General features: G+C 39.8%; 10 protein-coding genes and 3 pseudogenes. 9 read left to right on the top strand and 4 right to left on the bottom strand.

Going from position 1 to position 14,286, the window contains the following annotated elements; genetic code table 11:
• Positions 1 to 42 precede the first annotated feature (42 nt).
• The 7 genes and pseudogenes from IPK31_10130 (at position 43) to rluF (ending at position 9,014) form a co-directional block, all read left to right on the top strand.
• Complete coding sequence (locus IPK31_10130) at positions 43 to 1,206, top strand: SGNH/GDSL hydrolase family protein (protein ID MBK8088265.1); 1,164 nt, start codon at positions 43 to 45, stop codon at positions 1,204 to 1,206.
• Between the two features lie 203 nt (positions 1,207 to 1,409).
• A complete protein-coding gene (locus IPK31_10125) occupies positions 1,410 to 2,603 on the top strand; it encodes an ATP-grasp domain-containing protein (GenBank protein MBK8088264.1) in 1,194 nt (397 codons plus the stop codon).
• A 255-nt stretch (positions 2,604 to 2,858) separates the two neighbouring features.
• A complete protein-coding gene (locus tag IPK31_10120; GenBank protein ID MBK8088263.1) occupies positions 2,859 to 3,329 on the top strand; it encodes a DinB family protein in 471 nt (156 codons plus the stop codon).
• A gap of 48 nt (positions 3,330 to 3,377) precedes the next feature.
• Positions 3,378 to 5,462 carry a ComEC family competence protein gene (locus IPK31_10115; protein MBK8088262.1) on the top strand — a complete coding sequence of 695 codons (2,085 nt, stop codon included), beginning with the start codon at positions 3,378 to 3,380 and terminating at the stop codon, positions 5,460 to 5,462.
• Positions 5,463 to 5,529: 67 nt separating this feature from the next.
• Positions 5,530 to 7,066: pseudogene (gene purH / locus IPK31_10110) on the top strand (bifunctional phosphoribosylaminoimidazolecarboxamide formyltransferase/IMP cyclohydrolase).
• A gap of 183 nt (positions 7,067 to 7,249) precedes the next feature.
• Positions 7,250 to 8,255, top strand: a pseudogene (locus tag IPK31_10105) (EamA family transporter).
• Positions 8,256 to 8,273: 18 nt separating this feature from the next.
• Positions 8,274 to 9,014, top strand: a complete 741-nt coding sequence (gene rluF, locus IPK31_10100; GenBank protein ID MBK8088261.1) for a 23S rRNA pseudouridine(2604) synthase RluF — start codon at positions 8,274 to 8,276, stop codon at positions 9,012 to 9,014.
• Positions 9,015 to 9,043: 29 nt separating this feature from the next.
• Here the strand turns inward: rluF and IPK31_10095 are convergent, their stop codons facing one another.
• From IPK31_10095 to IPK31_10085, 3 genes are read right to left on the bottom strand one after another with little or no spacing between them, the layout of a single operon-like run.
• The gene (locus IPK31_10095; GenBank protein MBK8088260.1) at positions 9,044 to 10,378 is read right to left on the bottom strand and encodes a polysaccharide deacetylase family protein; all 1,335 of its coding nucleotides are present in this window, start codon (positions 10,376 to 10,378) and stop codon (positions 9,044 to 9,046) included.
• Between the two features lie 8 nt (positions 10,379 to 10,386).
• The gene (locus IPK31_10090) at positions 10,387 to 11,763 is read right to left on the bottom strand and encodes an iron-sulfur cluster-binding protein (GenBank protein MBK8088259.1); all 1,377 of its coding nucleotides are present in this window, start codon (positions 11,761 to 11,763) and stop codon (positions 10,387 to 10,389) included.
• 9 nt (positions 11,764 to 11,772) lie between these two features.
• Positions 11,773 to 12,369, bottom strand: a complete 597-nt coding sequence (locus IPK31_10085; protein ID MBK8088258.1) for a DUF3109 family protein — start codon at positions 12,367 to 12,369, stop codon at positions 11,773 to 11,775.
• A gap of 28 nt (positions 12,370 to 12,397) precedes the next feature.
• On the opposite strand from IPK31_10085, the gene IPK31_10080 reads away from it, so the two are divergent.
• Both IPK31_10080 and IPK31_10075 read left to right on the top strand, forming a co-directional pair.
• Positions 12,398 to 13,171 carry a DUF2306 domain-containing protein gene (locus IPK31_10080; protein ID MBK8088257.1) on the top strand — a complete coding sequence of 258 codons (774 nt, stop codon included), beginning with the start codon at positions 12,398 to 12,400 and terminating at the stop codon, positions 13,169 to 13,171.
• Positions 13,172 to 13,182: 11 nt separating this feature from the next.
• Positions 13,183 to 13,653, top strand: coding sequence for a hypothetical protein (locus tag IPK31_10075; GenBank protein ID MBK8088256.1), 471 nt, complete (start codon positions 13,183 to 13,185; stop codon positions 13,651 to 13,653).
• A gap of 67 nt (positions 13,654 to 13,720) precedes the next feature.
• Here the strand turns inward: IPK31_10075 and IPK31_10070 are convergent.
• Positions 13,721 to 14,268, bottom strand: a pseudogene (locus tag IPK31_10070) (hypothetical protein).
• Positions 14,269 to 14,286: the final 18 nt, after the last annotated feature.

The following is a 14,286-nucleotide window of genomic DNA, read 5'->3' as shown; positions in this document are numbered from 1 at the left end:
TGTTGTATATGAATACTGTTTAGTAATACCCAATTCAAACATATGAATAAGACTGCTGCCACAAAAAGATCCTTTGGAAGAACACTGTTTTATTTCCTGCTGATATTCGCCTTCCTTTTTTTCATCATGGAATCACTGTTGAGCATTGCTTACTATCAAAAAAATGGCGGGTCGCTTTTTGCAACTACAGGGTTTATCAATAACATGAAGAATAAGTTTTTACCTGCAGGCGACCGCTCTGTTTCTTACAGAATCGAGCAACTGGCCCGTCTTGATTCTTCAGCAGAGATGAATAAAACAATTGCTGATGAAGCAATTGAAGCAAATGGTTTTGAATACCAGCCATGGGTTGGCTATTCTGCAAAAAGTTATCATGGCAAATACCTCACTATTGACGGGCTGATCAGAAAAACAATTCCTGAAACAAGTGCCGACAGCTCTTCTGCAGATACATTACTAATCTATTTTTTGGGAGGCTCTACCATGTTTGGTTATAATGTAACCGATGCTGAAACCATCCCTGCATATTTTGTAAAACAATACAAAGGAGGGAATTACAAACTGCCGGTGAAAGTGGTGAACTTCAGCATTCCCTCTTATTACAGCTATAATGAACTAATGCTGCTTACCAATTTATTATACTCCGGCAAACGTCCCGATCTTGTTTTGTTTTTCGATGGACTGAATGATTTTATTGCAGCTAAAGCATCACCCTTTAAAAAACCGATCCTTTATTACCGCATGGCTCAGGCTTTTTCAATGGATATCAACAAAGGCAACCGGAATTATTCCGACTCAATGGATTTTGTTTTTACCAATTCTCCGGGATCTTCCATTCCATCGCTCAGCGATTCAATGTACCAGAATTACATTTCAACAGTTGCCTCTATCGAAACCATTTCCAAAGCCTACGGAGTAAAGTCATTTTTCTTTGTACAGCCTGTTCCGTATTACAATTATCCGAATCAGAAAAAAGACAGCATCTGTTCACAACTGGATTATCCGCAATACAAATACATTTATCCAAAGCTGGAAGCTGAAGCAGCAAACAGAACTGATTTTTTCTTTCTTGGCAATATGCTGAGCAATGAAACGGGAATTACGTTTGTTGATAAGTTTCATTATTCGCCCAAAATCAATGAAAAAATTGCTGCCGCAATGCTTGAAAAAATTCATCCTTTTATTGATTCCCTTACCAAAAAATAAGCTGGGAGAAACCGGTTCTTTCATTTTGCTCACCTAACTGTTTGATTCTTTGCACATGCAGGATCAAAAAGCAGGATAAAGCTGATTGCAGTTTGCTCTTCAGGTTCTGCCTGCTGCAAATGGACGTTCGTTAAATAAAGTCGGCCAAATTTTGGGTAAAAAATCCCTCAAAATTTTTCACACAGCCGTACATTTGCAGCGCAATGGCAAATACGATCCTTCACAACGAATCCATTCCATCTCAACGTAAAAAAATTATTGTTCTCGGCAGTGGCCCTAACCGAATTGGCCAGGGTATTGAGTTCGACTACTGCTGTGTTCACGGACTGCTCGCCATCAAAGAATGCGGCTTTGAAGCCATTATGGTGAATTGCAACCCGGAGACTGTAAGTACCGATTTCGACATGGCCGATAAACTTTATTTCGAGCCGGTATACTGGGAACATCTCTGGGAAATCATTGAGCTGGAAAAACCTTACGGTGTTATTGTTCAATTAGGCGGACAAACAGCCCTGAAGCTTTCCAAACGTTTACATGAAAGAGGTATCCGCATTATCGGTACATCGTTCGACAGTATGGATATTGCTGAAGACCGTGGCCGTTTCAGTGATTTGCTGAAAGAGCTGGGTATTCCTTATCCAAAATATGGCACAGCTTTCAATTCAGATGATGCCATTGATGTGGCAAAGGAAGTAGGTTATCCTGTACTGGTTCGTCCCAGTTATGTATTAGGGGGACAGCGTATGCGGATTGTATTGAATGAAGATGAACTGGAAAAAGCAGTATTGAGTCTTATCAAACATTTACCCGGCAATAAAATTCTGATCGATCATTTCCTTGAGCGTTGCCAGGAAGCTGAGATTGATGCGATCTACGATGGTGAGAATTTTCATGTAATGGGTGTGATGGAGCATATTGAACCCGCAGGTATTCACAGCGGCGACAGTCATGCAGTATTACCAGAGTTCAATCTTACTCCGTTGATTGTAACTACCATGAAAGATTATGCAAAACGTATTGCACAATCATTGGAGATTCGTGGACTCATCAACATTCAGTTTGCCATTAAAGATGGTAAAGTGTTTGTAATTGAAGCCAATCCAAGAGCATCACGTACAACACCGTTTATTGCAAAAGCCTACCAGATTCCTTACCTGAACATTGCAACTAAAGTAATGCTGGGCGAAAAGAAGCTGACTGATTTTACGTACGAAAAGAAACTCACCGGTTATGCCATTAAAGAACCGGTATTCAGTTTTAATAAATTCCCGAACGTAAATAAAGAGCTGGGGCCTGAAATGAAAAGTACAGGTGAAGCCATCCGTTTCATTAAAGATCTCCGTGATCCATACTTCCGCCAGTTGTATAAAGAAAGAAGTATGCACTTGAGTAAATAAATTGTCTGAACCGGGATTTATAGGATTTATAAGATTTTTGAGATAGCCTCCTGATTTTCGGGAGGCTTTTTATTTAAGAAATAGTTTGCCGGTAAGTCGGTAAGAAAGGAAGAAATCTTACTCCCTTCCCGTCTTGCCGGCTAATAATGTTGTTGCATGCCATTGTATTTTATGGCATCGCCTGTTGTGTCACTCTCTTGTACATTCTGTTTTCATGGCACCAATTAAACCGGCAGGAAATTGTAACTTGTATACATGAACAAAGAAATTCAAGCCATCATCAATAGTCTGCAGCAGGTATTGAATGGTCAGCCCTGGTATGGTGAAGCCGTGCTTCCCATGCTGAAGAAAATTCATCCCGCTGTTGTGTATATCAATCCAAAGAATTCGCATGCAGCCATTGAGATATTGTATCACATGATCAACTGGGCACAGTTTACATTGAACCGTTTGCAGAGAAAGTTGGAAGAGGACCTTGTTGATTCAGAAGAATCAGACTGGCGGATGATTGATCCTAAAGAACATACCTGGAAAAGCGGACTGGCTGAATTTGAATCACTTCATCAGCAGATCATTGCTGTTTTAAAAAAGAAAGACGATTCTTTACTCGATGAGAAAGTTGATTTCAGGGATTACAATTTCCGTTTTTTGCTGAACGGATTGATTCAGCATAATATTTATCATTTGGGACAGATTGCTTTTTTGAAAAATTTGCTGGGGGAGTAAATCACCCTTGCATTTTGCAGCAGCAGTTTTTATCTTACAGTAAACACGTTGCTGGCCATGATCCCCATCTGGAAAAACATCCCCTTCCTCCGGCTTCTGCTTCCTTTTGCAGCAGGCATTATTGCAGGATGGAATTTTTCCCTTCACTGGATGGTTGCAGTTTATTTTATTGCAGCAGCATTGCCTTTACTTCTGTTCTATGTATTCTCGAATGAGCAAAAGAAATTCTTCTTCAGCTGGCTTCCCGGCACTGCCATGTCGCTGGCATTGATTGGTTTCGGTAGATTACTTACATGGCTCAACCAGGTGAATCATCAGCAGCAATGGGTTGGTCATCAGTATAAACCCGGCGATGTTGTTCAGCTGCGTTTACTTGAACCCTTGAGTGAAAAACAAAAAACCTTTAAAGCACTGGCTGAAATTGTTTCTGTTCAGCAAAACGGAAAAGCAAAAAAAGTAAAAGGCAATATCATTCTCTATTTTCAGAAAGACAGCATTCCTCCCTCTTTGGAATATGGAAACATCATTGCCATTAATAAACCCCTACAGGAAATTAAGAATGCAGGCAATCCCGGTGGTTTCGATTACAAACGTTATGCATTATTCAACGGCATAACCCATCAGCTGTTCTTGAAGAAAACAGAATATGTTGTATTGAATCAAAAGAAAACATCTGCTTTCTGGTCGTGGATGTACAGTACAAAAGCATATATCCTTGGTACCCTTCGCAAACAAATTAAAGGTGAACAGGAAACAAGTGTAGCTGAAGCATTACTCATTGGCTACCGTGATGATCTTGACAGGGATTTGGTGCAGGCTTACAGTAATACGGGTGTTGTGCATGTAATTGCCATCAGTGGCTTGCATCTGGGTTTGATCTACTGGCTGCTGCTGCTCATCTTTAAACCATTAGATAAATACAGACGCATCAAATGGCTAAAGCCTTTGCTTGTTCTTTCGTTCTTATGGATCTTCAGTTTACTTACCGGTGCAGGAGCTTCGGTGTTAAGAGCAGCGATCATGTTCACCGCTATAGCTGCCGGTGATCTCTTCAACAAAAAAGGAAATATTTATAACAGCATGGCAGCTTCTGCTTTTGTATTGCTCTGTTACAATCCATTTTATTTATGGGATGTTGGGTTCCAGCTTTCTTATGCAGCAGTGTTAAGTATTGTATTGTTTATGAAACCCATCTATCACTGGTTTTCAATTGAGAATAAACTGCTGGATAAAGCATGGCAGCTGAATGCAGTTACATTATCTGCCCAGATACTTACATTACCGCTTTGCATGTATCATTTTCACCAGGCACCGAATTTATTTCTCATCACCAATTTTGTGGCTGTGCCGTTGAGCAGTTTAATTTTGTTTGGAGAAATACTGCTGATTGCAGTTGCATTTATACCCATTGTCGCTTCTCCTGTTGGCTATATACTCAGTTACTTATTAAAATGGATGAACGGATTCATTACATGGGTTGATCATTTTTCATTTGCTGTAACAGATGGCATTCAGCATAATCCGTTTCAAACAATTTTATTATACGCTTTCATTGCGGCAACAGGCATCTGGCTATTACAGAAAAAAGTAAAGGCGTTAAAATGGAGTCTCGGCTTTCTTGCACTGTTCTTTATGCTGCAAAGCTTTTCTTTGTACAAAACCCGGCAGCAAAAGAAACTGGTAGTTTATAACCTGTCGCAGCAAACAGCTGTTGATTTCATGCTCGGCAATCAATATCTGTTCAAAGGTGATGCAGTGTTATTGCAGGATGGGTTTCTCCGCAATTTCCATCTCAAACCTTCCAGAATATTTCACCGTACTTATCACTCACCTGTTTACAGCCCATCAACCCAAAGCAATTGTTTTACAGTTAATGGGAAGAAAATTGTTTTAATCAATCAGTCTTACCATTACGATTCAGCTTCGGCGAGAATAAAAGCGGATGTTGTGATCATTTCCAAAAACCCCCGACTGTACATCAATGATCTCATCAAAACGATTGATTGTAAGTTGCTTGTCTTCGATGGTTCCAATCCTCAATGGAAGGTCAATCTCTGGAAAAAAGACTGTGAAAAACTTCATTTGAACTATTTCTGCACAAGTGAACAGGGTGCTTTTGTGATGAATTTGTAGAACCCTACCTTTGCGGCTTCTTTCACGGTCGTTCGCCACATTTTTCATTTTTATCGACAATAAACCAATGAACAAAAAAATTCAATCGGCCCTCATTTCAGTATTTTACAAAGACGGACTGGATTCACTCGTACAGTTATTACATGCACAAAACGTAACCATCTATTCAACAGGCGGCACACAGCAGTTTATTGAAAAACTGGGCATACCTGTAATTCCTGTTGAAAGTCTTACAACTTATCCTTCGATTTTGGGAGGCCGTGTAAAAACTTTGCATCCTTCAGTGTTTGGTGGAATTCTCGGTAAACGGGATGATGAAACCCATCAAAAAGAAATGAAGGAATACAATATTCCCGAACTGGATATGGTGATTGTTGATCTTTATCCTTTCGAGGAAACAGTTGCTTCTACATCAGATGAAAAATTGATTATTGAAAAATTGATATCGGCGGACCATCCATGATTCGTGCAGCCGGAAAAAATCATAAGGATGTGGTTGTGCTTGCTGCCAAAAAAGAATATGCAGTGCTGGAAGAAATTCTCCGTGTACAAAATGGTGAAACAACATTTGATCAGCGCCGCAGTTTTGCTGTCAAAGCATTTGATGTGTGTACTGCGTATGATACAGCTATCTCCAATTATTTCCATCAGTCAGCAATTGAAACTCCTTTCAACAAAGAAGAAAAGATTTTGCGCTATGGTGAGAACCCTCATCAGTCTGCAAGGTTCTATGGTAATCTTGATGAATTATTTTCACAACTACACGGAAAAGAATTAAGCTATAATAACCTGGTTGATGTTGATGCAGCCATTCAGTTAATCGGAGAGTTTCCAAAAGTTTCCCCTTCGGGGGGAGATTTAGAGGGGGCCGTATTTGGAATTATTAAACACACCAACGTTTGCGGCGTGGCACAACGCCCTGCAGTTAAAGAAAGCTGGGATGCAGCATTATCTGGTGATCCTGAAAGTGCATTTGGTGGTGTACTGGTTTGCAATGGTGAAATTGATAAGGCAACTGCTGAAGCCATCAATGAAATTTTCTTTGAAGTATTGATTGCTCCTTCTTTTGCTGCTGATGCGCTGGCAGTATTGAAATCAAAAAAGAACCGGATTTTATTACAGTTGAAAAAAAACAACCCAACACCAAAGAGCAATACAAATCATTACTCAATGGTGTTTTGATTCAGGGAACAGATGAAGGAAATTATACAGACTGGAAAGAAGCAGGCGGCAGAGAAACAACTGCTGCAGAAAAAGAAGACCTGGTTTTTGCCAATATCATCTGCAAGCATTTAAAGAGCAATGCTATTGCTTTGATTAAACATAAACAACTTGTAGGTAAAGGTTGCGGACAAACAAGCCGTATTGATTCACTCCGTCAATCTGTTGAGAAGGCAAAACAATTCAACTTTGATTTGACCGGTGCAGTAATGGCAAGTGATGCCTTCTTCCCGTTTAATGATTGTGTACAACTGGGACATGCAGCAGGCATTACTGCTTTCATTCAACCTGGAGGTTCAATCCGTGACAACGATTCAATTGAATATTGCAAACAAAATAACCTGGCAATGGTTATAACAGGGCTGAGACATTTTAAACATTAAAGACCCTCCCGTCCCTAAAGGGGGGCTTTGCTCAGCACAAAGCCAGCTTGTTTGAGAAATTTGATTAATTGCGGAATTAAAAGTTGAATAAAGAATTACAGATAATGTGGAAGAACAATCGTTTAAAAATATTCTAAAGCACCGCTCCTTCTCTTTTGGAGAAGGAGATGGAGGATGAGGCCAATGTCAAAACGCTATTTCAATAAAACCTTTTCATCTTCTGCTGATACAATCAAAAGTTTATCGGTCTTTAATCCTTTGACCATTCGAAAAAAAGGAAAAAGATCAAAAGCAATTTTTGCGTTAGCTGTTGTTTGTATTTTATGGGGAACTACCTGGCTGGCATCAAAAGAAGGAGTGAAACATATCCCCCCCTTACAATTGGCGGGTATGCGGCAATTGCTTGGCGGCACCTGTTATATGATCTTCTTTTTGATTAAAGGAAGCAGCTGGCCGAAAATGAAAGACCTTGTTCCTCTTCTTGTATTAGCACTGTTGAATTTTATTTTCAGCAATGGACTCAGTACATGGGGTTTGAAATATATTTCATCGGGCCTTGGTGCAATCATGGGAGCTATTTTTCCATTATGGATTGTGATCATCAGTTTGTTTTCATCGAAAGACAAATTGCCTGCTATGGCTATTCTCGGTTTAATGCTTGGCTTTGCAGGTGTTTGTGTTATTTTTTATGATCATCTGCAGGATTTTTTTAAACCTGATTTTCGTTTTGGCATTATACTTTCTTTAGTTGCTACATGGACATGGGCATTCGGTTCTCTTTATACCAAGAAACATGCAGCTCAATTCAATCCCTACTTTGGGTTGGGATTTCAAATGCTGATTGCAGGTGTTTCACTGCTAACTGTTTCAAGTTTTGATAAAAACTTTCTGCCCTTTACTGAAATACCAACAGCAGGATGGTTATCGCTTGGCTATCTCGTTGTCTTTGGTTCTATCATTGCATTTGTCTGTTACCTGTATGCATTGCAAAACCTTCCAACTGAACAGGCCAGCATCTATGCATACATCAACCCGGTTGTAGCTGTCTTGTTAGGTGCTTTCATCTTTGGAGAAAAAGCTGACGCTGACACTGACCATTGGTGGACTTGTTACTTTACTGGGCGTTTATCTGGTAAACAGAGCATTCAAGAAAACACCCGATGAACAAAGAGTTGTGCTGGATAACTAATCCGTTTTACATTTACATATGCCGGAAGAAAAAATCAGTCTTAATAAATACATCAGCGCAACAGGTTATTGTTCACGCAGGGAAGCCGACAGGCTTATTGAACAGGGACGTGTTGCCATCAATGGAAAAAAAGCAAAAGCAGCTGCAAGAGTTTCTGCATCAGACAAAATTCATATTGATGATGAACTGCTGAAAGTAAAATCAACTGCAAAGCAGGATCAATTTATCATTGCCTTTAACAAGCCGCTGAATATAACTTCAACAACAGATGAAAAAGACCGCACCAATATCATCCGATTTATCAATCATCCAAAACGCATCTTCCCGATTGGGCGATTGGATAAAGATTCAGAAGGTTTGATCTTTTTGACCAACAATGGTGATATCGTTAATAAAATTCTCCGTGCAGGTAATGAACATGAAAAAGAATACCTCGTGACTGTCAATAAAAAACTAACTCCTGATTTTGCTGCGAAGATGAGCAAGGGTGTTCATATCATGGATACAACAACACTGCCCTGCAAAGTTCGAACCTTGAGTGGAAAAAGTTTCTCTATCACTCTGAAGCAGGGATTGAACAGACAGATCAGAAGAATGTGTGAAGCCTTTGGTTATGATGTTGTGAGTTTACGTCGTGTACGAATCATGAACATACAACTGGGAAATATTGCTGTTGGCAAATGGCGTTACTTAAGTGACCCGGAAATGAAAGAATTAATGCAGATGCTGGAAGGATCGAAGAATGAGCATCGCCCATAAAAACTTTGGCAATGTTCAATTAATAGCTGTCATTCCGGGGAACGAGGAATCTGCTGATCTTCATTTCCCAACCCGGCAGATGTCTCCTTCGTCGGCATGACAAACTCTTCATACATTTCTCTCCAGCCTTTAAACAGTTCATCTGTACCCAGCATATGGTTATGAAAGATGGAAATAAATCTGCCGTTCACTTTTTTCACTTCTTCAGCCAGTTGCTTCATTTCTTCCAATGCTTCTGCAGGCGATTGATGTAATTCATAAAAAGAATTGGCTTCCATATAAGCATAGGGATGAATACGGAGTGAGGTTGTTTCTTCTTTCTCCAGGTCGTACCATAAAAAAGAACTCGAAGTGGAGGCACGGAATCCATTTACTGTTCCATAGCCCATACTGTGATCATCAGTAAATCCGGCAGCAATCAATTCACGGTATGAATGCGGCAGATGAAATAAAATATAATGATGACGTGTAGCTGTGATCTTTTTACCGCTTATCTGCTGCAATATATTTTTTTCCTTCGATAGTAATTCTTTGTTGGTGTTACTCTGTGTTGAAGGGTGCAAAGCAATGATTGCCTGTTTTGCTGTCGACTGAATCAACTGCTGCAATGCTTTCTTCTTTGGAGAAATATTTTTATCATACTCGCTGTTCTCCGCTGCAACTAAGAAAAAGTAGATGGGCTGCAGATTATTCTCTTCATGCAATTGTTTCAGCCAGTCATAAGAATCGTATGGATCTTTTTCTTTTCCGGCAATCACTTTTATCCGCTTTACAATAGATGATGGTCTGTTTAATGATGCAGCAACGCTCCTGACAAAACCTTTGTTCTTGTAGCTCCATGCAATATCAATATCGTAAGTAGGAAGAAAGGTGAATTGTGAGTCCTGAAGTTTGAGATTGGTGAACTTAGATTCAAGTTCCTGTTTAAATTTCAAGATCCAGATATCAATCAACGGCATATTTAAGAAACCTTCTTTCCATGCCAATGAATTCCAGTGTGCATACCGTCCGTATTCATCAGGTTCATGTTCAAGATATTCTTCGTATCGGGTAATAAGATAAAAAACAGCAGAGAATACATCGAAACCAAGATCATCTTCTGTTTTGAAAAAAGCTTTCACTTCTTTCCAGTCAAAACATTCAATATATTGTTTGCGCAGATCATGTTGCTGCAATAATCCTGTTGGCTGGATATAAAAATCAACAGCATTAATCCGCTCCGCAGAATAATTCAGTTTGGCTCCTTTGTATAAACGATAGGTTTCAATATCATCTGTCAATTCAGCATCAATGAATAATCGCTCATTGAAGTATTGCAGAATGTATTCAATTCGTGGAGTGATATGCGGCGTGTAAACAAGCATGCTTCAAGTTACTTCCCTTTCCTGTCACGCCAAAGCTGGTTGAATGTTTTTTCAGGAAAATCCATCGGGCCACGATATCTCGTCCAGTCTTTTACAAAACTGTTGATCATCCAGTTCTTCATCTTGCGGTTTCCCATATTCATCATCTTGCGGTTCAGCATTGCCGTCTTCCATACTTTCCATGCCATGCGTTCACCAAAAGAAGAAAAGCCCTGCTCCACAGCTTCATGCCTGTTCTCCAGTAAAAGTTCATGCAGGTTGATCCGTATCGGGCAAACCTGTGTACAATTGCCACACAACGAAGATGCATAACTTAAATGCTTGTACTCCTCCATGCCACTCATTTGCGGAGTAAGCACTTTGCCAATCGGTCCGCTGTAAGTTGCACCATAACTGTGACCACCGACATTTTTATAAACAGGACATGCATTTAAACAGGCGCCACAACGGATACAATACAAACTCTCTCTCATTGCAGGATTCTTCAACACGTTTGTTCTTCCATTATCCAGGAGAATGACAATCATTTCTTCCGGACCATCTGCTTCACCCGGTTGCTTTGGACCAAGTACAATGCTATTGTACACTGTTACCAACTGACCAGTACCAAATGTGGAAAGCAGTGGCCAGAACAAACCCAGGTCAGTAACACTTGGCAGCATTTTTTCAATGCCAACAACAACGATATGTGTTTTGGGAAATGCACAACTTAATCTTGCATTGCCTTCATTTTCTGTAACAGCAATACCGCCAACATCAGCTAAAATAAAATTAGCGCCGGTTACGCCCACCTCGGCCTGTACATATTTTTCACGGAGGATATTTCTTGCAACTAATGTGAGCTGTTCAGGTGTTGCCTTGGGATCGGTTCCTAATTTATTGGCGAACAACCTTGCTACATCTTCCTTGCTTTTATGCATGGCCGGTGTAACAATATGATAAGGCGGTTCTTCATCCAACTGCTGAATATATTCGCCCAGATCTGTTTCAACACTTTCAATCTTATGTTCGGTTAAAAAATGATTCAGATGAATTTCTTCTGTAACCATGCTCTTGCTCTTCACTACTGTTCTGCAATTTTTTGGTTCACATATTTTCAGAATTTCATCACATGCCTGTTTTGCATTCTCAGCCCAGATCACTTTACCACCACGGCGTGTGAACTGCAGTTCAAATTCTTCCAGGTGCTGATCGAGTGTTTCCAGTGCCCGCCACTTTACATTTTTTGCACGTTCACGTGCAGTAAGCAGTTGTGTGAACTGTAATTTCCCTTCCGGTACTTTTGAATTGTACTTGCCTATATTGAAATTGATTGTGCGCCTGTGTTCAAGGTCTTGCGACTTGATCGTACTCTTGGCGACAAATTTATCAGCAGATTGACTCATGCTTTAAAATTACTTGTTTAATTTTTTCGATGCGTAATATTGATCAGCGATTTGCGAAAGCACTTCATAAAAATCCTCCCCATACTTCCTGATGATCGCTTCTTTTAAAAATACATAGGTGGGTACTTTTAATTTTTGTCCCAATGAACAACCCGGATTACACATTGGGTCCCTAGGTTCATAATTCACATACTCCTGTTCTGTGTTCTTGCTCTTGCTGATCTTGATGGGGTACAGGTGACAGGAGACTGGCTTCTTCCAGGTTGTTTTGCCTTCATTATAAACTTCTTCAAACGAGCACTTCACAATTCCTTTTTCATCAACCAATCCATAGGCACACATTCCATTACTGATGGTTGGCGTAACCCAACCGAATTCACGGTCGTAAACATATTTTCCACCCTCTTCAATAGTTCTTAAGCCTTCCCTGGTCAGCAAATGTTTTACCTGTTCAAAAGCTATGTTCACTTCTTTCAGTTCTTCATTTGTAAGCGGAGCACCTGCATCACCGTCAATACAACAGCCCCCTTTGCATTTGTCCAGATCGCAAACAAACTGCTCTTCCACCACCTCATCACTCACATAAATATTGTCAATTACAATCACAGTTTCAATTTTTGCGAAGGTAGGAAGGATGCCCGCAGCAAATGCAATTTCCTTTAGCAAACTATTAACAGCCGGAACTTATGGAAAAGAAAAGATTGCCTCATCCCAAAGGTTCAAACCAACCATCATGGCTAATTCACGTATGCTGACGTTTCAGCAGGCAAGCCGCTTCATCTTCAGACTGCTTTTCTGGATTCCCGTTGTATTCTTCAGTCTATTACTTGTTCGAAATACAATCCCCTATTATTCCTTCAGTCAAACCTTTTCGTTCATAGAAGAAAGAGCTTTTTTGTTTGCCAAACCCATTTATTACTGGTGTTTCTACCTGCATATTGGTGCAGGTATGTTCTGTATCAGTTCAGCCCTTTTACAATTCTCCACTGCCATTATAAAAAAGCGGAGAAAGATTCATGTGTGGAGTGGAAAAATCTATGTGTTTGTGGTGTTACTGATTGGCGCTCCAACCGGTTTGTATATGAGTTTTTTTGCCAAGGGAAGTTTTTGGGAAAGAGGTTTATTCCTGTTCATGGCAATTTATTGGTTCATTACTACCTGGTGGGGATTGAAAACGATCAAAGAAAAAAATGTAGTAGCACATAAAATCTGGATGATCCGTTCATATTCTATGGCCATGACAGCAGTTACATTCCGCATTTATCACCTGGTATTTTTTGTCCTGGATTGGGGACACCTTGAAAACTATGAAATCTCGCTCTGGATCAGTGTGCTGGGCAATATGCTCGCAGCAGAATATTTTATTTATAAACAAAGTAAACGTTATCTCAATTCCTTCACCATTTAAATCTTACACAAATGAAATTGTATCTCATGGCAGGCGGCCTGCTCTTAACAGCTGCATCAGTTTACGGAGTAACTGATTATGTAAAAACAAAAAATAAAAAAGAGTTTAAAGATCTCTACAAAGAAGCTCCCGCAGCAAAGGAGAAAGATGTAAAACTGAGCGACATTAAAGAAGAAGATTATTCAAGAGGAAAGCTTGAATCTTTTAGTCCTCCTGCACCTGAAAACAAAGTGGCCGTTGCTGAAAAACCTGTACAATCAAAAAAACTGAAAAAGAAAAAAACAGCAAGCTATGCTTCTGCTGAGCTGAAAGAAGAAATCATTCCTGCTTCGGTTGAATTGAAAAATGAAACTGTGAAGCCGGAAACAGAAATAGCTAAAGCTCCAACAGAAAAGAAAACACTCCGGAAAAAAGTAAACATGAAAATGTTTTCAAGAGCTGCACCGAAGGAAGAGATATTGATTGAAAAGAAGAAAGACTAATATTTCTTGCCGGGAAGACGGCAAGGATAAATACTCTATTTTTTCAAAGTCTTTCCGGCAATTATTTTTAATTTCTCCACTTCAGCGTCTGTATCAAATGCTGCATGTCTTTATACAAAAACTGTTCAACAGGTCTGATAGAATCGTAATTGGGAGTTGCATCAAAATACAAAGCGCCTCTTAAAAATGCCTGGTACTGTCGCTTACAAAAAACTGTTTGCCGGTAGCTGCATTGCCGCCCACATCAAAAACAAATCCCTTTATACCGGACCCGCCTTCTACAGGTATTTCATCAATGGATGTTGCTTTCAGGCTATGCTTACTCGTCATCTTAAATGCATCTTCCACTAATTTGCTGAATACTTTTTTTCCGCCGACTGTTTTATAACTGAGATACATTCTTCCACCCAAACTTGGGAAATCAAGATTCACCCAGTATGGATTTTCAGGTTGATCATCAAAGAAAGTACTGTCTTTAATCACTTTCCCATAAGCAGGATATTCAAATGTATATGGATAGCCGGGCTGATCAAACAGCACATATTTTTTCTCCGGAAAATCAATTTGAAAATAACCCTTTGGTCTGGGCCTCGGATCAGAGTTGCAGGATACAATAAAAACAAAGAGAAGTAA

This window comes from Chitinophagaceae bacterium, from assembly GCA_016713085.1.
Classification (GTDB): Bacteria; Bacteroidota; Bacteroidia; order Chitinophagales; family Chitinophagaceae; genus Lacibacter.
This window is presented reverse-complemented; position numbering and strand designations above follow the sequence as displayed.

Coding starts and splice junctions, on each gene's coding strand:
- IPK31_10130 (MBK8088265.1), top strand. CDS start 43: ATGAATAAGACTGCTGCCACAAAAAGATCCTTTGGAAGAACACTGTTT.
- IPK31_10125 (MBK8088264.1), top strand. CDS start 1,410: ATGGCAAATACGATCCTTCACAACGAATCCATTCCATCTCAACGTAAA.
- IPK31_10120 (MBK8088263.1), top strand. CDS start 2,859: ATGAACAAAGAAATTCAAGCCATCATCAATAGTCTGCAGCAGGTATTG.
- rluF (MBK8088261.1), top strand. CDS start 8,274: ATGCCGGAAGAAAAAATCAGTCTTAATAAATACATCAGCGCAACAGGT.
- IPK31_10095 (MBK8088260.1), bottom strand. CDS start 10,378: ATGCTTGTTTACACGCCGCATATCACTCCACGAATTGAATACATTCTG.
- IPK31_10090 (MBK8088259.1), bottom strand. CDS start 11,763: ATGAGTCAATCTGCTGATAAATTTGTCGCCAAGAGTACGATCAAGTCG.
- IPK31_10080 (MBK8088257.1), top strand. CDS start 12,398: ATGCCCGCAGCAAATGCAATTTCCTTTAGCAAACTATTAACAGCCGGA.
- IPK31_10075 (MBK8088256.1), top strand. CDS start 13,183: ATGAAATTGTATCTCATGGCAGGCGGCCTGCTCTTAACAGCTGCATCA.